We start from the raw sequence: 17,934 nt of genomic DNA on the forward strand, positions 1-17,934 counted from the left end.
TAGTTCCAGACGGGCATGCCTCCGGCGTATCGGGCGCCGAAGCCACCGGTCGGGAGGATCTCGTCGATGCGGGAGAAGTCGGCCTCCGTCAACGCGAAGTCCACCGCGCCAAGGTTCTCGGCGATTCGCTGGGGACTCCGCGTGCCGGGAATCGGCACGATGTGCTCACCCTGCGCGAGCAGCCAGGCCAGCGCGAGCTGGGCAACCGTGCCGCCCTTGGACTCGGCCAAGTCGACGAGCTTCCGTGTCGCTTCGACGTTCTTCTCGAAGTTACCGGGCTGCCAGCGCGGGTCCGTGCGGCGCATATCGGTTTCGTCGTAGTCGCCGGCGGCCTTGGCGGTGCCGGTGAGGAAACCGCGACCGAGGGGCGAGTACGGCACGAAACCGATTCCGAGCTCGGTGAGCGTCGGGAAGATTGATTCGACGTCGCGTTCGAACAGCGAGTATTCGGTCTGCAGAACGGACACGGGCTGCACCGCATGGGCGCGTCGAATGGTCTCAGGCCCGGCTTCGCTCAGTCCGAAGTACTTGACCGTACCGGCGTCGATGAATTCTTTCACCGTGCCCGCAACATCTTCGATCGGAACGTTCGGATCAACGCGGTGCTGATAGAGCACATCAATGTGGTCGACACCGAGGTACCGCAGGCTGTTCTCGACAACCTCGCGGATGTGGTCGGGACGACTGTCCAGGCCGTAGTCGTGGGTGAATCCGAACTTGGTCGCGATCACGATGTCGTCGCGAAAGTCCCTGACAGCGCGGCCGACGATTTTTTCGTTCTCGCCCCAGCCATACAGCTCGGCGGTATCAAACAGCGTGACGCCGAGATCGTGCGCCTTCTGGATCGTCGCGATTCCCTCCTGCTCATCTCCGGGCCCGTAAGCGAGGGAGATTCCCATGGCGCCGTATCCGAGTGCGGATGTTTCAAGGCCCTGCTGGCCCAGTGTTCGATTCTGCATGTGCAGGATCCCTTCGATAGGTATGGCATCAGGCTACGCCTAAACTGTCACCCCATGACACAAATATCAGAAACTGCTGATTCGCTGTATAATGTGTGCATGAGCGGCGCCACGGTCGAACCAAAGACAGGATTGCGCGCCATGACGCGTGCGTCCGTCCGTGACCAGATCGCCGACCGCGCATTGCTCCTGTTTGACCAGAATGGGTTCGACGAGACAACCATCGACGACATCGCCCTGGCCGTCGGCATTTCCTCCCGCAGCTTCTTCCGCTACTTCCCCGCCAAAGAGGACGTGGTACTCAACGACCCCACGCCGTTCGGCGAAATTGTGCGGGACACCGCCGCCGCGCGCCCCGCGAATGAACCGGTATGGGCCGTGCTTCGCCGGGCATTCGATCCGCTGCACGCCACGACAGTGGTCGACGTCACCCGCGGGCTCAGGATCATGCGCATCATGATGAGCACGGCGTCCTTACGCGCCCGCAACCTCGAGAAGCACATCACGTGGGCCGCGATGCTCGAGCCGGTCATCGCCGCCCGGCTTAGCGGGTCCGACGAGTCCCGCCGGTTCCGTGCACAAATTCTGATTCACTCTGCCCTCGCGTGCCTCGATGTCGCCCTGGCGGAGTGGACGAGGCGCGATGGCAGCACAGACGTCGCCACCCTGCTGGACGAGGCCTTCGAAATCCCCAACAGCTAGCCTTGTCCGCATGACGATGGTGACCGTAGGGGGCAATTCGATCTACCACGAAGTGCACGGATCGGGCGAACCGGTACTTCTTCTGCACGGCGGCTTCTGCTCACTCGAAATGATGCGCCCGCAGCTCGAAGCGCTCTCCTCCACCTACACCGTCTATGCGCCCGAGCGCCCGGGACACGGCCGTTCCCCCGACGTGCCCGGCCCCATCAGCTACGTCACCAGCGTCGCCGACACGATCGCCTACCTCGACGAGGTCGGCCTCTCCGATGTCCACATCGTCGGCTTCAGCGACGGCGCCATCATCGGACTGCTCATCGCTCTCGAGCACCCCGACCGCATCCGCTCCCTGGTGTCCATTAGCGGCAACCTCGACCCAACTGGGTTCGTAGAGGGCGACGACAACGCTCCCGACGATTCAGACACGGATCAGGATGCCCCGGAGCGCCCCGATCGCACACGCCAGCTGTACAACGAGCTGTCGCCCGACGGCCCCGAGCACGCCGACATCATCGTCGACAAGCTCATGAAGCTCTGGACGACCGAACCCGCGATCGCCTCAGCGGATCTGGCCGCCATCTCCATACCGACGATGATCATGGCCGGCGATCACGATGTGATCAAACTGGAGCACAGCGCTCTGATGGCGACATCCATTCGCGGCGCACAGCTGTGCATCGTCCCGAAGGCAGGGCACGGCTTGCTCGACGAGCGCGGGGACTTCGTGACCTTCGCCGTGGAGCAGTTCCTCAGCGAGGCGTGACGCAAGACCCAGTTAGCTCCACTTCCAGGACGCCAGCACCGACTCGGCGATGCCGATCGCATCGGCGTCAGGGACGGAGGTGCCGTAGGAGAACGTCACGATGTAGGTCTGCTTGTCGGTGGAGAGGTAGTACTGGTGGATGCGGTACGTCACACCGCTTGACGTCATGGTCGCGGTGATGTGGGCCGACTCGGACCCGGCCACAGTGACCCGGTCAAGAACGGCGACGCCCGTAGCTCCGCTGCTGGTGAGCTCGCTCCCGGCGGCCGCCTCCACTTGAGCGGGAGTGACAGCTCCGGCGGGGCTCAGGACCACGTTGACGTTGTTTGCGAAATTACCGGTAGGTGCGAGATCGATCGCAATGCTGTCGGTTCCCGCGGCAGCAGCACTATCGTGCTTGCCCCACCCCTTCGGCACCGCATAGCTGTATCCGGTTCCCGTGATGACGTCGCCAGCGGCGGGAGTTGCGTCCAGCGTGCTGGATGCCGCGGCAGTAGTCGACGGACTCGGAGCGACCGACTCTGCTGAGGATGACGCCGGCTCGGGCGAAGCGGATGAGCATCCGGCGAGTGCGGTGGCGACCGTGAGGACGAGGGCAGATACAGCGAGAGTTGGTGTGAAACGCATAGTGCAACCGTACTGTCTTGCCGCCATTCCTATGAGGAAACTTTGCGTTTGGAATGCGTCGGGGCGGCACGCCGGACTCAATGCCCCACCCGTTCTACGCCGAGACGATTCGGTGTTGACAGTTAGAACTCTAATGATTAGGGTTCTAACTATGGAAGCACGCGGACGCAATGACACGGGAAGCATCGATCTGTTCCGATGGATCGGATGGGCCCAGATGAAGGCGGGTGAAGACTGGATTCGTGAACGCGAACTCACGCACGCGCAGGGCTTCGTACTCGGATATCTCGTCCAAAACCCCGGCGCCATTCAACGCGACATCGCCGAGGTAAGCCGCACCAGCGCCGCCAGCGTGTCCAGTCTCCTGCAGGGGCTCGAGCGTCGCGGCCTGGTGGAGCGCCGCTCGGAGGGCGGCGACGAGCGTAAGAAGCTCGTCTATGCGACCCCCACCGGCGCAGAGCTCATCGCAGGCTTCGACTCCGCCATGATCGCCGCACAGGAATCCATCCTCGCGCCCCTCAGCCCGGCCGAACGCGACACCCTGCACATGCTCCTCACCAAGATCACCGCCGAGCTACCCCAGCCAACGCGCTCGTAATTCACTGAACGCGGTTCTCCCGCGCAACATCCTTCACCTCGCCGTGCCGGCTCTCGTCGGCGCGCACGAAAACACCCCGCCGCGTCGGCGCTTGTCGGCGCGCGCTCGAACCTGCCCGGAAAGGAGCAGTCATGAGCACCTCACTCCCCCTCGAATCCCCCGGTACCGCCCCCGCGGTCGGTTCCAACCGCTGGTACCTCTCGTCCGCACCAATGCTTCGCGCTCTCGTGCATTTGTGCGTACCGATGGCCGCCGCATTTATCGTCGGCGCCATCTACAACCTCATCAACGCCGGCTTCATCGGCTCCCTCCACGACACGGCCCTGCTCGCGGCAGTGACACTCGGGTCACCGATCCTCGGACTGGTGATGGCCGTGGGCAACGTATTCGGCGTGGGCGGCGGCTCACTCATGTCGCGGCTGTTGGGCGCTTCGGAAAACGAGCCAGCGCGGGCGGACGAGATCAAACACGTTTCGTCGTTCGCACTATGGGGATCCATCATCACCGGCGCGATTCTTGGCGGTGTCGGGCTTCTGCTCCTGCACCCCCTCGTCTCCCTCCTGGGCGCCGACGCAGCAACAGCGCCGGCTACCGGCGCGTTCGTCGGCGTCATGCTCGCCTTCGTTCCCGTGCTTGCCGCATCCGTCTGCCTCGAGCAGCTGGTGCGTGCGGAGGGTGCCGCGCGTCAGGTCATGATCGGACTGATCGCCTCCACGGTCGCAAACCTCGTGTTTGACATCGTGTTCATCCTCGTCCTCCACTGGGGCGTCGCCGGCGCCGCAGTAGGCACGGGCCTGGCAAACCTCGGTGTCGTCGTCTACTTCGCGGTCTGGCTCACACGGAACAGCGAAACCGTCAGTCTGGCCCCGCGGTGGTTCACACTGAGGGCCGCCGTGGTGAAGCCCGTTCTCGGGGTCGGCGTCGGAACCCTCCTTCAGTCTGCATTCCTGATCGTCACGTCTCTCGTGCTCAACAACCTCGCGGCGGCTTACGGCGAGGGACCGCTGGCTGCCATGGGTGTCGCAGTACGGATCGCTCAGATTCCCGAGTTCCTCATCATGGGCGTCACCCTCGGCGTACTCCCCTTGCTCGCGTACTCGTTTGGCAAGGGGGACAAGAACCGGCTCGCCTCGGCCCTGCGCTCATCCGCGATTACCGTGGGCAGCATCGCGATTGCGTCCTCGCTCGCGGTCTACATCTTCCGTGACCAGGTGTTCTCGACCTTCGTCACCGACCCGTCCGTCCTGGCAATCGGTGTGACCGTCCTCACCGCCCAACTCGTCGCCATGATTGCTAACGGGTTCACGGGCCTCATCACGTCGCTCTTCCAGGCGACCGGACGGGCGCTGCCAGCAACGGTGATGTCGGTTACCCAGGGAATCCTCTTTATCCCCGTGGTCATCATCGGAAACCTGTTGTTTGGCTTGGGCGGCATCATCTGGGCACTCACCGTCACCGAGATTGCCGTGCTCCTGGTCGGACTCGTGATGTGGATCGCATCCCGCTCTGCCATCAACCGGGGTCTCGCCGAGGGAAGCCCGGAGCGCGCCGAGGCGGTGCTCGAGGAAGTCGCGGGCTGATGTGTCAGCGCGCTGGCTTGCCCCGCAATTCGATCGCGATCTGCGATGCGTCGAGACTCTCGAGGGCGTTTGCCAGCACGTCGGCGTCAAACGTGCCGTTGTCACGAGCATCCAGGAGCGCCGCACGCTGCGCGGCGAGCACCGTCAAGTAGTGCTCCTGAGCGACGAGCAGATACTCCGGAGTGGGGTCGCCCGCGGGCCGATCGGGAGCGGGCAGGGCATCCGCACTCGCTCGCATCAACTCGATGATCCTGTCCCGCTCTGCGTTGGTGCTCACCTCGACGGCCGCGTGATCCACGGTGGGGGCGATGCGTCGCAGCAGCGGGGCGATGGTCCCTCCCTGAATGAGGAGAGACAGTGCGGCGACCGTGTACGCGATGAACACGAGTACCGAGCGCATGGGGATGCCCTCCGGCAGCGACTGCGCCGCCGCCACCGTCACCGCGCCACGCATGCCCGCCCATACGACCGCTGCGCCGTCGCGCCAGCCGAGCGGTTCACGTCGGAAGTATTCGATGTCGGCAAGACTCTGGGTAACCCGGCGCGCAAAGACCGCAAGGTCACGCTCGGATGCGGGCCGACGACGGTTGTTCACCTGTCCGAACGCCTCCCGGTTCCCTCCGGGCGTACTCATCTTTTCGCGCATGCCTTCGAGCTGGTCTTGCATCTTCTCTGAGTGTCGCGCCCGACTCTTGAGCGAGCGCAGCAGCACAGCGACGTAGCCCGCCCGAATGAGAATCGTCAGGACGAGCGCGCCAGCCGCCACCAGCGCGGCCACACCGATGCCAGCGTGATCGTCTTCCACATTGGTGACGATCGACTTGATTTGCAGACCCATGGTGAGAAAAATGGCGCCTTCGAGAACAAGCTCGACCGTGCGCCAGTTCTGAGTGTCCGACAGCCGGTTCTGGGCGGACAAAACTCTGGGCGCTCGAATCCCGGTCACGAGCCCGGCTACGACGGCTGCCACCAGGCCGGACGCGCCCAGCAGCTCGGCCGGGACCGCCGCGACAAACGGAACCGCGAAAGAAATAACGGTGTTGACGGTGGAGTCGGTGACCCGTTTGCGCACCGTGAGGTTGAGCATTCCCACGAGTCCGCCGAGCACCACGGCGATCACCACCGAGTACGCGAAGGTGCCGACCGCTCCCCAGAACGAGAAGGAGGCGGCAACCGCCACGATGGCGGTTCGAAGAATCACGAGTGCGGTGGCGTCGTTCAACAGGCTTTCGCCATCGAGCATCGCGATGACACGCTTGGACACCGGCATCTTCTTGATGATCGACGTTGCCACCGCATCCGTGGGACTGATGATCGCACCGAGCGCGACACCCCACGCGAAGTCGAGGCCGGGGATTACCAGCGTAAAGAAAAGGCCGAGCAGCAGGGAGCTTCCGACCACCAGCACCACCGACAGTCCGCTGATAGCCCCGAACTCCCGACGGAAGTTCATCGCCGGCATCGACACGGCGGACGAGTAGAGCAACGGCGGCAGGATCCCCGCCAGGATCCACTCGGATTCGATGTTCACATCGCGGAACGCGGGCAAGAAGCTCGCTGCGACGCCAACCGCCACGAGGACCAGGGGCGAGGCAATGCCGAGACGCGCACCAATGACGGTGGCGCCAGCGATCACGACCAGCGCGATCACGAGGATCACCAGAAGTTCAGTCATGCGTACAGAGTGGCAGCATCCCGCACAGTTTCTCTATTGCGTGGCGTTCTCTTTGCGTGGCGTCGTCCGGGCCACTTAACGCGAACAGCGCGCCCCGAAGGACGCGCTGATCACGATGCTTGACGCCAGAAACTACGGCGCAGTGGTTACCGGCACCTCGCCGTGAGCGGGGTAGTCGGTGTATCCGAGGGCGCCCTCGGCGTAGATCGTCTCAGGGACCAACGCGTTCTGCGCGAGGTCTTCTTTCCACCGGCGCGCGAGGTCGGGGTTGGCGATCGCCGCGCGGCCAACGACCACGGCGTCGGCGAGATCCTCGGCCATGAGACTGACCGCGTCGTCGCGGGTCGTTGCTTCGGCGAAGCCGGTGTTGACGAAGAACGGGCCACCGAACCGGGCACGCAGACCCTGAACCAGGGCTCCGGCCGGGTCGGGGTGAAGGATACTGACGAAGGCAAGGTCGAGCGGCGCGAGGGCGTCCATCAGGGCGCCATACACGGCTTCGACATCGGCCGGGTCGTCTTCAATCAGGCTCTGGATGTTGCGTTCGGGCGAAATACGGATTCCGACCTTGCCCGAGCCGATCTTGGCAACGACGGCCTCGGCAACTTCGACGATGAGACGGATGCGGTTCTCGGGACTTCCGCCATACGCATCGGTACGCACGTTCGACGTCGCACCGAGGAACTCGTGCAGGAGGTAACCGTTGGCCGCGTGCAATTCGACGCCGTCAAACCCGGCATCGATGGCATTCTGTGATCCGGTAACGAACGCCTGAACGATGCCCGGCAGCTCGTCGAGCTCGAGCGCGTGCGGAACGGGGTAGGCAACCTTGCCAGTAGCCGTGCGGGTCTCGCCATCGATCGCCAGGGCACTCGGCCCCTCGACCGGGAAGCCCGAGATGTCGGAGTGCGAGGCGCGACCTGCGTGCATCACCTGAGCGACGATGAGTCCGCCCTCTGCGTGAACCGCGTCGGTGGCGCGACGCCATCCGGCGAGCTGCTCGACAGTCACGAGTCCGGGCTGACCGACAAATCCCTTGCCAGCCGGGGTGGGGAAGGTTCCTTCGCTGATGATGAGGCCGAGGGATGCGCGCTGCGCGTAGTGCTCGGCCATCACCTCCGTCGGAACTCCGTCGTCTCCCGCGCGGGTGCGGGTCAGCGGCGCCATGATGATGCGGTTGGCGAGAGAAAGGTCTCCTGCAATAAGCGGAGTGAAGAGGTCAGGCACGCGTGCGGAATCCGTCCGTTGGGGGAAAAGGCCATGTTAACGACGGGATGTCCCGTCGCAGAGGGCAAACACGACGCCCACAACCGTTTATTCCGCCGAATACCTGTGGGCACAGGCGACTCCCAGATCCAGGAGCGACTCAGGCCGCTGCGCGGTTGCTCTCGAGCAGCCCGGTCACAACGTCGGCATAGTCCGAAATCATGCGCTCGCGGCCGAAGCGCATGCGGGCCGCCAGGCTGAGTTCGCGAAGTTCGCTCCTCCGCGCCAGAGCGCCGATCCACGTCCGGGCGATGTCGGCGGGGTCATGCGTCGTCACGAATCCGATGCCGTTGACGGTGCGTGCCGAGTCGCCGACATCCGTGGTGACCGGCGTCGCGCCCGATGCGGCGCCCTCGAGAAGGCACAGAGGCGAGGCCTCACCGAAGGCACTCGTCAGCGCGACGATATCGGCGATCTGGTAAATCGACGGCATGTCGTCGCGGATGCCGAGAGCGTGGAGGTTCACCGAACTGTCGACGCCCGACTCGACCAGCAGCGCACGGAATGCGTCGTTGTCGAGCGTCATTCCCGCTCCGCACACGAGGAAGTGCGTTTCGGGGCGCCGTTGCGCCATCAGGGCAGCCGAACGGAGGAACAGACCAGGGTCCTTCATCGCATCGAACCGCGCCGCAAACACGACGACGGGCGCCGAGGCCGGAACACCAAAACTCTGCCGGGTCGCTGCCTGCTCGTTCTCGGTACCCGGACGGAAGCGGTCGGTGTCGATACCGTTACCGATGACGAATCGTCCCGTGGTCGGGGCGAGGAACGGCTCGTAGGCGTCGCTGGTCGACTGTGCGCACGAGATGTTGGCCGTCAGCAGGCCGGTGGAGGCGGCCTCCGTGAGCCACGACAGCGCCGGCCCGGAGTGGTTGGGGTCCGAGCGGTGAAGGCACGCGGCGACAGGAATGTTCGGCATCATGCCGCGCTCGCGCAGAGCGAGCAACAGTCCGAGCGGCTGCTCCTTGAGCGACAGAATGACGTCCGCCTGGCGCACGGCGTCCGCGGCAATCCGCAGCTGGCGGTCGGTGAAGGAGGCCGGTTCGAGCGAGTTCGCCCCTCCGATGCGCCCGAGGGTCGTCACGTCCACGCCCGATTCGGTGAGGCGGAGGTAGCGCGGATCCTTCCGCAGGAGCTGAATGGATGCCTCGCGGCGAACCGCCGACGCGATCGAGAGCACACTGTGCTGCTGGTCACCCCGACTGTGCAGCCCCGCGACGACATCGGTATGCAGGATGCGCGCCCCGCCGGCGAAGAAACCCTCGTACAGAGACAGCACTCGAATGGGACGGTTCATCGCGACGCCTTTCCAAACATGACCGGGTGGAGTGGGTGCGGCGACGCCTGAAACGAACTACCCGCGTCTGCCACACAGCGACGATGCCGTTCGGACAATGCTGGAAGCTGCGGGCCCCAATGTCGATTAACCGGGGATGTGCATTAGGTGAACGGCAATGCTCACGCTCGACTCAACTGAGCACCTGAGCATCCCCGCCATCAACAAAGATTTCAGCACCGGTCATGAAACTGGCCTGCTCGGACGCCAGGAAGAGCACGGCATTCGCTATCTCAGCGGGATCGCCAACCCGGCCGAGAGGAATCTTTGCCGCCATGCTCGCAAGGAGTGCCTGCTCCTGCTCCCTGTCGCCCCGGGCGATGCCGCGAATTCCAGGCGTGTCCGTCGGTCCCGGCGTGACGGTATTCACCCGGATTCCCCGGGGCGCGAGCTCCGCGGCGCACACGCGGGTGAGCTGTCTGACGGCGGCCTTGGACGCAGAGTAGATCCCGAAGCCCGGGTGCCCGCGGCTCGCGGAAGTCGACCCGGTGATGATGATCGAACCGCCACTGCTCATCAGCGGAAGCGCCTTCTGGACCGTGAACAGCGTGCCCGCGACATTGGCGCCGAACACTTTTTCGTACATGTCCACCGTGATGTCGTCGATTGTGACAATCCCAGTCCCTCCACCGGCGTTCGCGAAGACCACATCGACTCGGCCTGCCTCCGACCCGACCTCCGCAAATACCCGGTCGAGGTCGTCGAGCTTGGACACATCGCCCCGAATTCCGGATGCCTGGTCACCGAGAAGCTCGACCGCGGCGTCCAGTTCGGCCTGACGACGGCCAGTGATAAATACCCGAGCGCCTTCCTCGATGAACCGACGGGCGGTGGCAAGGCCGATTCCGCTGCTTCCTCCCGTGATCACCGCCACCTTGCCGCGAAGTTGGCTGGAAGCCGGCGTACAGCCCGCATTAATCGGGGCAGTGCCGGTGATGCTCGGATAGGATGGTTCGATGAACGTCATACTCCGAACGGTAGCACAGTACGAAGATCATCGAACTCTGGATGGGCAATGAGCACGGAATACCCGACTCCGGCGACCGCCGAACTTCAGCTGGTCGACGTGCTGCGTGCGCTCGCGGATCCGGTGCGGCTCGACGTCGTGCGCCTTCTGGGCGATGGAATGGCGCACTGCAAGGGACGCGAGGACTGGAACTTCGGGGTTCAGAAGTCGACCATGTCCCACCACCTGCGCATCCTGCGCGAAGCGGGAGTAACGGACGTCACGATCGACGGTCGCGACCATTGGATTCGCCTCCGCCGGGAGGATCTGGAAGCGCGTTTCCCGGGACTCATCACGGGCGTTCTGAGCGACCGGGCCGAAGGCTAACCCGCCGACCGCGTCTTCCAGTTGCCCGCGGTGTGCGGTTATTCGGGCACTTCCAGATCTTTCAGATCAGACGCGGAGTTCCCGACCAACTCACGAAGGAACGCTGCGTGGTCCAGCCCGGGCGTTGGCTGCATGGACGGCGGAAGCTCGGTCATGAAGTCGTAGTGCCCGACGTTTTCGTGCACCCGGACATTCAGCGGGACGGGCGCCGCTCGCAGCAACTCTGCTGACGGGGCCGGAGTCATCACGTCTGCGGTGCCCGCGTGCACGAACATCGGCGTTCGAACCCGCGCCAAGGCGCTGGGCGCCTGGAACCAGCCCAGGGTTGGCGCGAACAGGATCAGCCGCGATACGCGGTCCTCCGTTGCCACCTCGATCGGTTGCCCGTCGCGGGTCCACGGTTGCGCGCCTGCGAGGGACAGCGCCGCCCATCCACCAACGGAGTGCCCCGCCGCGACGACGGGGAGGTGCTCATGACCGTAGTCCGACAGGGCTGTCTTCATCACCGATACGCGGGCTTGCAATTGCTCTGTAGTCACAGAGCGCGGATCGAATCGCTCCCCTGGCGGCGCTATCACCGTGAATCCCGCGCCGGCGAAGCCATCCAGCAAGTCCCGGTATCTCTCCGGCCGTCCTCCCGCACCAGAACCAAATACGACGATGCCGCGCGGCGCCGTCAGCGGCTGCAGGATGACCATGCGAGAAGCCTAGTAACACTCATCGATGACGCGCTGCTCACTCCTGAGGTCCCCGACATAGAAAAAACCCCGTGATCACGAGGATGACGGGGTTTGTTTCTGGCGGAACCGGTGGGATTTGAACCCACGGTGGGCTCAACACCCACACAACTTTTCGAGAGTTGCACCTTCGGCCGCTCGGACACGGTTCCGGGAGAGAGTTTAGTACAAGAATCCGCCCGAAATTTCCCGGTGGACCGCATCGGTCAATTTCGGCCGGGATGAGGCGGACAGTGGATGCCCCGCGCCGCCGTCACTCCGGAGGCACGAGGTGCGCCAACACCCGATGCCACGACGGCACCACCACCAGGTGACCGGCCCCGGCAACCACCTCGATCCGGGCATTCGCTATCCGCTGTTCGTGCCAGGTGGCGTGCCGCTCGCCGACGGCGGGGTCACCTCCGCCGTACAGCAGGAGCGTCTTCGCCCGCACCCGGTCGAGCTCGAATCCCAGGTCCATCAGCGTGTAACTGACCATGTCCGCCGCCATTCCCACGTTGCCCTGTTCCGCCGCGCGATCCAGCATGTCGATGAGTCGGTCCCGGGCGCGCATGAGGAGGGGGCCATCGGCGCCGGGTGTCGTGAGATCTGCGAGAAGCGCGGCCCCGGTCGGCTTCGCCCCGCGATACTCGTCGATGAACGCGGTGAGGGCGGCCGTGGCATCCGCTGACGACATGCTCCGAAACGATTCGAGCACCGCGCGGTTGTCGTCGCCGACCCACGGCACCTCCGAGTCCGGCGCCGGCGTCGCGACCACCGCAACGCGGCAGACCACCTCCGGCTGCGCGGCCGCCAGCGCGAGGGCGACGCGCCCGCCAGCCGACCAGCCGACGGCGCTGGCGGTGGTGATTCCCTGCTCGTCGAGGTACTCCGCCACATCCTCGGCCGCGCGGCGCACCGAGACCGGCCCGCCACCGTCGAGCTGCGAGGGGCCGTAGCCGGGGCGGTCGAGAGCGATCACGCGCACGTTGGCGGCGGTCGTGGCATCCGGATCCGGGTCAAACAGTGACGAGCCGGGTGCTGGATGACACAGCACGACGACATCGGACGAGGAGCGGTTGCCGAACTCGGCACCCCCGACGACCCGGCCGGAGGCGAGCGTGAATCGAAAGGTGTCCATCACTCCATTGTGAAAACCCAGCACTGCGCGGGGAAGGGTCTGCGACGGGGAAATGGGTAGAGTTTCGAAGATGAAGTGGTTCTACTCAGCGCTGGCCACCGCCACAGTCGGCATCGGCGGATTCGCGTGGGCGCGCTACCTGCAACGGCGCCAGGCCGTCTGGCGCGAACGACTGACGAACGCGATCCCGGTGAACTCGGGATGGTGGAAGGAGTACCGCAAGCGCGAGGGCGAACTGCTCTACGTCGCGATCGGTGATTCCACCGCGCAGGGCATTGGCGCGAGCCGTCCGGGACGCAGCTACGTGGGCGAGCTGGCCAAGCACATTCGCGAGGTGACCGGGATGACCGTCAACGTCGCCAACCTCGGAGTGAGCGGGTCGACCGTGCGCGGCGCCCTGCTGCAGCAACTCCCCAAGCTGCGCAAGCTCACCCCCGATATCGTCACGGTCTCGATCGGCGCGAACAACATGGCGGACTTCGATGCCGTCACCTTCGAGAGCGACCTCAACCGGTTGTTCGAGGGGCTGCCCGCGCACGCGATTGTGGCCGACCTCCCCTCCTTCTACTTTCTTCCGGCCGAGAAGAACGTGATCGTGGCCAACGCGGTCGTGCACCGTCTCGCCCAGAAGTACGGCTTCCCCGTGGTGCCGCTACACGCGCGCACCCGCCGCCAGGGTCTGTGGGGCGTCACCACGCAGTTCGCCGGCGACCTGTTCCACCCGAACGACCGCGGCTATGCGGTGTGGGCGTCGGCCTTTATCCCCACGATCGACGCGGCCCTCCGGACGCGTGACAGAGGGTCCGCATAGTCTTGGACCATGGCTAAAACCGCATCCAACTATCGCTGTACGGAATGCGGGTGGACGTCCCTCAAGTGGGTCGGCCGTTGCGGCGAATGCCAGTCCTGGGGCACGGTGCTCGACAACGCCGAGAATGCCGTCTCGTCCCGCGGCGTGACGCCCGTCAAGGTCAGCGCCGCCCGCGCGGCCAAGCCCATCACCGAGATCGGGTTCGACAAGGTCACCCACTGGCCGAGTGGCATCGCCGAGTTCGACCGGGTGCTCGGCGGCGGCATCGTGCCGGGTGCGGCGATTCTGCTCAGCGGCGAGCCGGGCGTCGGCAAGTCGACCCTGCTGCTCGAGGTCGCGTCCCGCGCCGCCGCCACCGGAATGCGGGTGCTCTACGTCACCGCCGAAGAGTCCGTCAACCAGGTGCGCATGCGCGCAGAACGCACCAACGCCCTGCAGCCCACCCTCTTCCTCGCCGCCGAGGTCGACCTGTCGGTGATCCTCGGTCAGATTGACGAGGTGGAGCCGCAACTCGTCATCGTGGACTCGGTGCAGACCGTGTCATCCTCTCTCATCGATGGTCTCGCCGGAGGTCCCTCGCAGGTGCGCGAAGTCGCGTCGACGCTCATCCGCGTCTCCAAGGACCGCAACCTGCCCATCCTGCTCGTCGGGCACGTCACGAAAGACGGCTCGATCGCCGGGCCACGCCTGCTCGAGCACCTCGTCGACGTGGTGTGCCAGTTCGAGGGCGACCGGCAGACCAGCCTGCGGTTCATCCGCGCGCTCAAGAACCGCTTCGGCCCGACGGACGAGGTCGGATGCTTCGAGATGACCGGTGACGGCATCGCCGAGGTTGCCGACCCCAGCGGGTTGTTCCTCTCGAACACGCGGCAGCCGGTCAGTGGCACCTGCGTCACCATCGCGCTCGAGGGGCGCCGCGCCCTGCCGGTGGAGGTGCAGGCCCTCATTGTGGCGACTAAGGCGCCGCAACCGCGGCGCGTGGTGAACGGCGTCGACGGGTCACGTGTGGCGATGCTGCTCGCCGTACTCGAGCGCCGGGCGGGCTTCAAGCTGTCGGAGTCCGACGTCTACGTTTCGACGGTCGGTGGAATCCGCGTCACCGAGCCGGGCGCCGACCTCGCCATCGCCCTCGCGATCGCCAGCGCCTTCAACGACAAACCGCTGCCCATGACGCTCGCGGCCGTGGGCGAGATCAGTCTCGCCGGCGAAATCCGCAAGGCGTCCGCCACCAAGCAGCGCACCGCGGAGGCCCGTCGCCTCGGGTTCACGACGATCATCGACTCCGAGGTCATCCACGTGCGCGAGGCGATGCGCCAGGCGTTCTCGGGCGCGACCAGGGAGCGCGTGGAGATCCCGCAGTTCTAGCCGCGGCCTCGGTGAGTGCCTGCGTCGGGCAGGTCTGACGTCGGTTCGGTTGCGGAGAGCGGATGCCCCGGGGCATCCACCCGCTTAGCGTGCGCGTCAGCCATGCTGCCGATCCCGGGCGAGGCCATCAGCCAGTGCGTGGATGCCAGGCACCGCACGAGCGACCGCCGCAGGCGCGACCAGTCGCGCGTCATGTCGTCACCACCAGTTTTCCGACCGCGGACGCGGCGATCGCGTGGCCGGCAGCGCGCAGCGTGGTGAGGGTGTCTCCGAATGCGGCGAGCTGGTCGGGTGCGAGCACAGCCCCCAGTCGGCGACGCAGCTCCTCCGTGTACGTCGCTGTCCCGGTGGCCAGCAGGGCCAAACCGGCGGGAGTCAGTTCGATGATCGACGAGCGGCGGTCGTCCGGGTTGGAGCGTCGCACGCAGTTACCCGCGGCCTCCAGACGGTCGACGATCTTGCTGGTGCCACCGACCGTGACCACCAGTTCCTCGGCGATGTCGAACACGCGGCAGTTCTCGCGGGCATCGATGATGCGCATCGACTCCACCCAGCCGAGCGGGATGCCGTGCTCGGCGCGCAGCCTGGCGTCGACCGCGTTCCACAGTTCGATCTGGAACCGTACGAGGTCGGTGAAGATCTGCGACAGGTCAGGGGCGGGTGCGGCGCTCATGGGCAACGTCTTTCATTCCGTGGATGTTGCTTCCGTGGAAGCTATACACCACGATAGCACCACTAGCTTCCACGGAATGTATATCGCCTAAGAAACTTCGCCTAGTTCCGAACGGCGGGAGTTAAGGCGGGTTTCGGCGGGAGAAGAAAGCGACTGGAGGGAGTCGTAGCTCCCGCCGCGCGCTTTTTTCTCCCGCCGCGCGGGTTACCGACGCGTGATGCGTGTCCAGCCGCGGCCGGGATGCCAGCTCTCCACCGCCAACTCGTCGCCCACCACGTAGACCAGCACCGCCTCGGTGATATCGAGCTCGAAGTGCGGCGCCTGGGGAAACGGCGAGCCCTGGGGAGCCGGGATGTCCCGCAGCGTTCCGGCAAACTTCGCTTCGCCCAGCCAGCCCGCGGGGTCGTCCTTCGGCGGCTCAAGGGTCGGCGAGTGGATGGCGACCCGGGGATCACGCCGCACGTCCAGTTCCTTCATCGACGCGGGCATCATGCCCAGCGTGATGCGGCCGAGGTCGTCGAATTCCAGCTCGGTGCCGCTGATCCGCGGCGATCCGTCACGACGAATGGTCGCGAGGGTCTTGTTCGTTCCGGCCTCGAAACGTTCGCGCACGCGAGCGGCGAACTCCGGGGCATCCATCACAATGTCTGTCCACGTTGCCATGGCAGGGATCGTATCGCCGACTCACGACAGCGGCCACGCCCACGTGGGGCGCCCTGGACAAGCGCGACAGCGCCGACGAAGCGAGCTACTCCGCGCGAGGGATCGCGAGCGCCTCGATGACGTCCGCGGGTGCGGCCTGCATCGCGTGCGGGCCGGCAACGTCGAACCACACTGCCTCGAGCACGCCCTCGTTCTGCTGCAGGAACTCCAGCAGGGTGGGGGCGTCGTACTTGACGACCCGGTGCTCCTCTTCCGAGGGCGTCATCAGCGCGTAGGTCTGCGCCGACGAGAACAGCAGCAGCATGTACTTGTCGGCATCACCGCGGCGGAAGACGCGCACCTGCGGCGGTCCGTCGACCTCGAGGAGCGGAACGACGACACCGTCATTACGCAGCGCGAGCGCTACGGCGACGGTGTCCTGGGCTTCGAGCGCGGAGGCGAGCTGTTCAGAACTGAACTGCTTCGGGTCCACGCGTTTCTTGTTTGTTGCCATATCAGTTGAGCAGGAACTGCTTGGACTTGGCCGACTTGATGCCATCGACGGCCACGTTCAGGTGGTAGCTGGCACCGGCGCCGGCCACCTTGGGCTGCGTCACCTTGCACGCCTTCGCGTCCGACCGGGTGCGCGACCACTCGAGCGGCGTCGTCGTGATGGGCACGTTCGGCTGCAGTACCTGCGCGAGGTTCGTTCCCGGGTCCTGGCAGTCGGCGGACGACCAGATGACGTCGGTGCCACTCGTGATCACGTACGACTGCATCTTGGTGCCAGCGTCGATCGTGCAGGGGTTGGCGCCAATGTTCGTCAGGCTCAGGGAAAGTTTGGGATTGACGGATGACCCGTAGCTGGCGGCATCCGTAATGGGGGTGACGGTCACGTCGGCGGCCACACAGGTCGGGGCCGCTGCGGTTCCGGTGACGGCGGGAGTCGTCGTGGTGGCCGTCGGAACAGTCGTTGCTCCGGGAGTGGCGGGCGTCGTCGGGGCGGAGCTCGCAGCGGGAGTCTTCGTAGCTCCGGGAGTGACGGATGCCGCCGGTGTCTTCGACCCTCTCGGCACGAGGATCAAAATGATCACAACAATGACCACGAGCAGACCGAGTCCAACAACGAGTCGTCTGCGCCAGTAAACCGATCCCGGCTGGGGGCCGACCGGGTTTTTGAACGTCGACATACCCGAATGGTAACTAGAGGTGCTTCAACATCCGGGTATTGCCAAGGGTGTTTGGCTTAACCCGGCTGAGGTCGAGGAATTCGGCGACACCCTCATCGCCCGATCGCAGCAGCTCGGCGTACACCTCGGGGGCGACGATGTCCTCACCGATGGCCTCGAAACCGTGCCGGCCGAAGAACTCCGTCTCGAAGGTCAGGCAAAACAGCCGGCTGAGGCCGAGTGCCTTCGCATCGACCTCGATGTGGTCGAGGATCGCGTGTCCGACGCCGTGCTTCAACCACTCGTCGGCCACCGCGAGCGTGCGAACCTCGCCGAGGTCCTCCCACATCACGTGCAGCGCACCGCACCCGATCACCGTGCCGTCGGCGTCCTCAACGACGCGAAACTCCTGCACGGACTCGTAGAACACCACGCGGTCCTTGCCGAGCAGAATCCGCTTCTGCACGAGCGGCTCAACGAGCGCCTGGATGAACGGGACGTCACTCGTGCGCGCAGCACGCACGGTATAGGCGGTAGAGGTCACCCCTCAACGATAGCGGCGGACGACGGATGACCCGGGC

21 protein-coding genes and 1 tRNA gene are annotated in these 17,934 nt (G+C 65.3%); 7 read left to right on the forward strand and 15 right to left on the reverse strand.

Going from position 1 to position 17,934, the window contains the following annotated elements; translation table 11 throughout:
• Positions 1–959: aldo/keto reductase (locus HB677_RS15820; RefSeq protein ID WP_213816707.1), on the reverse strand; the 959-nt coding region annotated here is incomplete at its 3' end.
• 99 nt (positions 960–1,058) lie between these two features.
• Here HB677_RS15820 and HB677_RS15825 point away from each other — a divergent pair.
• Together HB677_RS15825 and HB677_RS15830 are read left to right on the forward strand one after the other, a co-directional pair.
• The gene (locus tag HB677_RS15825; RefSeq protein ID WP_213816708.1) at positions 1,059–1,661 is read left to right on the forward strand and encodes a TetR family transcriptional regulator; all 603 of its coding nucleotides are present in this window, start codon (positions 1,059–1,061) and stop codon (positions 1,659–1,661) included.
• Between the two features lie 10 nt (positions 1,662–1,671).
• The gene (locus HB677_RS15830; protein WP_213816709.1) at positions 1,672–2,421 is read left to right on the forward strand and encodes an alpha/beta fold hydrolase; all 750 of its coding nucleotides are present in this window, start codon (positions 1,672–1,674) and stop codon (positions 2,419–2,421) included.
• 12 nt (positions 2,422–2,433) lie between these two features.
• Here HB677_RS15830 and HB677_RS15835 read toward each other — a convergent pair whose 3' ends face one another.
• Entirely contained in the window at positions 2,434–3,048 is a 615-nt protein-coding gene (locus HB677_RS15835) for a hypothetical protein (protein WP_213816710.1), read from the reverse strand.
• Positions 3,049–3,199: 151 nt separating this feature from the next.
• Between HB677_RS15835 and HB677_RS15840 the strand changes: the two genes are divergently transcribed.
• Together HB677_RS15840 and HB677_RS15845 are read left to right on the forward strand one after the other, a co-directional pair.
• Complete coding sequence (locus HB677_RS15840) at positions 3,200–3,646, forward strand: MarR family winged helix-turn-helix transcriptional regulator (protein WP_213816711.1); 447 nt, start codon at positions 3,200–3,202, stop codon at positions 3,644–3,646.
• 131 nt (positions 3,647–3,777) lie between these two features.
• Positions 3,778–5,226 (forward strand): MATE family efflux transporter, encoded by a 1,449-nt coding sequence (locus tag HB677_RS15845; protein WP_213816712.1) that lies wholly within the window; start codon positions 3,778–3,780, stop codon positions 5,224–5,226.
• Between the two features lie 4 nt (positions 5,227–5,230).
• On the opposite strand, the gene HB677_RS15850 is transcribed toward HB677_RS15845, so the two are convergent.
• The 4 genes from HB677_RS15850 to HB677_RS15865 form a co-directional block, all read right to left on the reverse strand.
• Positions 5,231–6,901, reverse strand: a complete 1,671-nt coding sequence (locus HB677_RS15850; protein ID WP_213816713.1) for a sodium:proton antiporter — start codon at positions 6,899–6,901, stop codon at positions 5,231–5,233.
• Between the two features lie 132 nt (positions 6,902–7,033).
• Positions 7,034–8,128: an alkene reductase gene (locus tag HB677_RS15855; protein ID WP_213816714.1), complete on the reverse strand. Its 1,095-nt coding sequence runs from the start codon at positions 8,126–8,128 to the stop codon at positions 7,034–7,036.
• Between the two features lie 139 nt (positions 8,129–8,267).
• On the reverse strand, positions 8,268–9,464 hold the full coding sequence (locus tag HB677_RS15860; RefSeq protein WP_213816715.1) for a glycosyltransferase: 1,197 nt from the start codon (positions 9,462–9,464) through the stop codon (positions 8,268–8,270).
• Positions 9,465–9,636: 172 nt separating this feature from the next.
• Positions 9,637–10,470 carry an SDR family NAD(P)-dependent oxidoreductase gene (locus HB677_RS15865; RefSeq protein WP_213816716.1) on the reverse strand — a complete coding sequence of 278 codons (834 nt, stop codon included), beginning with the start codon at positions 10,468–10,470 and terminating at the stop codon, positions 9,637–9,639.
• Positions 10,471–10,518: 48 nt separating this feature from the next.
• Here HB677_RS15865 and HB677_RS15870 point away from each other — a divergent pair, with 48 nt between their 5' ends.
• Entirely contained in the window at positions 10,519–10,836 is a 318-nt protein-coding gene (locus HB677_RS15870) for a helix-turn-helix transcriptional regulator (RefSeq protein ID WP_213816717.1), read from the forward strand.
• Between the two features lie 38 nt (positions 10,837–10,874).
• Here HB677_RS15870 and HB677_RS15875 read toward each other — a convergent pair whose 3' ends face one another.
• From HB677_RS15875 to HB677_RS15885, 3 genes are all read right to left on the reverse strand, one after another.
• Positions 10,875–11,534, reverse strand: coding sequence for a hypothetical protein (locus tag HB677_RS15875; protein ID WP_213816718.1), 660 nt, complete (start codon positions 11,532–11,534; stop codon positions 10,875–10,877).
• Positions 11,535–11,634: 100 nt separating this feature from the next.
• Positions 11,635–11,725 (reverse strand) — tRNA-Ser (locus HB677_RS15880).
• 101 nt (positions 11,726–11,826) lie between these two features.
• Positions 11,827–12,693: an alpha/beta fold hydrolase gene (locus HB677_RS15885; protein WP_213816719.1), complete on the reverse strand. Its 867-nt coding sequence runs from the start codon at positions 12,691–12,693 to the stop codon at positions 11,827–11,829.
• Positions 12,694–12,763: 70 nt separating this feature from the next.
• Here HB677_RS15885 and HB677_RS15890 point away from each other — a divergent pair, with 70 nt between their 5' ends.
• Positions 12,764–13,504: an SGNH/GDSL hydrolase family protein gene (locus tag HB677_RS15890; RefSeq protein WP_255546677.1), complete on the forward strand. Its 741-nt coding sequence runs from the start codon at positions 12,764–12,766 to the stop codon at positions 13,502–13,504.
• Between the two features lie 9 nt (positions 13,505–13,513).
• Positions 13,514–14,869 carry a DNA repair protein RadA gene (gene radA / locus HB677_RS15895; protein ID WP_213816721.1) on the forward strand — a complete coding sequence of 452 codons (1,356 nt, stop codon included), beginning with the start codon at positions 13,514–13,516 and terminating at the stop codon, positions 14,867–14,869.
• On the opposite strand, the gene HB677_RS15900 is transcribed toward radA, so the two are convergent.
• The 6 genes from HB677_RS15900 to HB677_RS15925 form a co-directional block, all read right to left on the reverse strand.
• Positions 14,866–15,063 carry a hypothetical protein gene (locus HB677_RS15900; protein ID WP_213816722.1) on the reverse strand — a complete coding sequence of 66 codons (198 nt, stop codon included), beginning with the start codon at positions 15,061–15,063 and terminating at the stop codon, positions 14,866–14,868. The genes radA and HB677_RS15900 overlap by 4 nt on opposite strands.
• Positions 15,060–15,542: a MarR family winged helix-turn-helix transcriptional regulator gene (locus HB677_RS15905; protein ID WP_213816723.1), complete on the reverse strand. Its 483-nt coding sequence runs from the start codon at positions 15,540–15,542 to the stop codon at positions 15,060–15,062. The genes HB677_RS15900 and HB677_RS15905 overlap by 4 nt, the downstream gene beginning before the upstream one ends.
• A 204-nt stretch (positions 15,543–15,746) precedes the next feature.
• Positions 15,747–16,205 (reverse strand): pyridoxamine 5'-phosphate oxidase family protein, encoded by a 459-nt coding sequence (locus HB677_RS15910; RefSeq protein WP_213816724.1) that lies wholly within the window; start codon positions 16,203–16,205, stop codon positions 15,747–15,749.
• 85 nt (positions 16,206–16,290) lie between these two features.
• Complete coding sequence (locus HB677_RS15915) at positions 16,291–16,698, reverse strand: dehydrogenase (RefSeq protein WP_213816725.1); 408 nt, start codon at positions 16,696–16,698, stop codon at positions 16,291–16,293.
• A gap of 1 nt (position 16,699) precedes the next feature.
• A complete protein-coding gene (locus HB677_RS15920; RefSeq protein WP_213816726.1) occupies positions 16,700–17,374 on the reverse strand; it encodes a hypothetical protein in 675 nt (224 codons plus the stop codon).
• Between the two features lie 13 nt (positions 17,375–17,387).
• On the reverse strand, positions 17,388–17,897 hold the full coding sequence (locus tag HB677_RS15925; protein ID WP_213816727.1) for an amino-acid N-acetyltransferase: 510 nt from the start codon (positions 17,895–17,897) through the stop codon (positions 17,388–17,390).
• Positions 17,898–17,934: the final 37 nt, after the last annotated feature.

Origin of the sequence: Glaciihabitans sp. dw_435, assembly GCF_018449675.1 — a bacterium.
GTDB lineage: Bacteria > Actinomycetota > Actinomycetes > Actinomycetales > Microbacteriaceae > Glaciihabitans.

Coding starts and splice junctions, on each gene's coding strand:
- HB677_RS15825 (WP_213816708.1), top strand. CDS start 1,059: ATGAGCGGCGCCACGGTCGAACCAAAGACAGGATTGCGCGCCATGACG.
- HB677_RS15830 (WP_213816709.1), top strand. CDS start 1,672: ATGACGATGGTGACCGTAGGGGGCAATTCGATCTACCACGAAGTGCAC.
- HB677_RS15835 (WP_213816710.1), bottom strand. CDS start 3,048: ATGCGTTTCACACCAACTCTCGCTGTATCTGCCCTCGTCCTCACGGTC.
- HB677_RS15840 (WP_213816711.1), top strand. CDS start 3,200: ATGGAAGCACGCGGACGCAATGACACGGGAAGCATCGATCTGTTCCGA.
- HB677_RS15845 (WP_213816712.1), top strand. CDS start 3,778: ATGAGCACCTCACTCCCCCTCGAATCCCCCGGTACCGCCCCCGCGGTC.
- HB677_RS15850 (WP_213816713.1), bottom strand. CDS start 6,901: ATGACTGAACTTCTGGTGATCCTCGTGATCGCGCTGGTCGTGATCGCT.
- HB677_RS15860 (WP_213816715.1), bottom strand. CDS start 9,464: ATGAACCGTCCCATTCGAGTGCTGTCTCTGTACGAGGGTTTCTTCGCC.
- HB677_RS15865 (WP_213816716.1), bottom strand. CDS start 10,470: ATGACGTTCATCGAACCATCCTATCCGAGCATCACCGGCACTGCCCCG.
- HB677_RS15870 (WP_213816717.1), top strand. CDS start 10,519: ATGAGCACGGAATACCCGACTCCGGCGACCGCCGAACTTCAGCTGGTC.
- HB677_RS15875 (WP_213816718.1), bottom strand. CDS start 11,534: ATGGTCATCCTGCAGCCGCTGACGGCGCCGCGCGGCATCGTCGTATTT.
- HB677_RS15885 (WP_213816719.1), bottom strand. CDS start 12,693: ATGGACACCTTTCGATTCACGCTCGCCTCCGGCCGGGTCGTCGGGGGT.
- HB677_RS15890 (WP_255546677.1), top strand. CDS start 12,764: ATGAAGTGGTTCTACTCAGCGCTGGCCACCGCCACAGTCGGCATCGGC.
- radA (WP_213816721.1), top strand. CDS start 13,514: ATGGCTAAAACCGCATCCAACTATCGCTGTACGGAATGCGGGTGGACG.
- HB677_RS15900 (WP_213816722.1), bottom strand. CDS start 15,063: ATGACGCGCGACTGGTCGCGCCTGCGGCGGTCGCTCGTGCGGTGCCTG.
- HB677_RS15905 (WP_213816723.1), bottom strand. CDS start 15,542: ATGAGCGCCGCACCCGCCCCTGACCTGTCGCAGATCTTCACCGACCTC.
- HB677_RS15910 (WP_213816724.1), bottom strand. CDS start 16,205: ATGGCAACGTGGACAGACATTGTGATGGATGCCCCGGAGTTCGCCGCT.
- HB677_RS15915 (WP_213816725.1), bottom strand. CDS start 16,698: ATGGCAACAAACAAGAAACGCGTGGACCCGAAGCAGTTCAGTTCTGAA.
- HB677_RS15920 (WP_213816726.1), bottom strand. CDS start 17,374: ATGTCGACGTTCAAAAACCCGGTCGGCCCCCAGCCGGGATCGGTTTAC.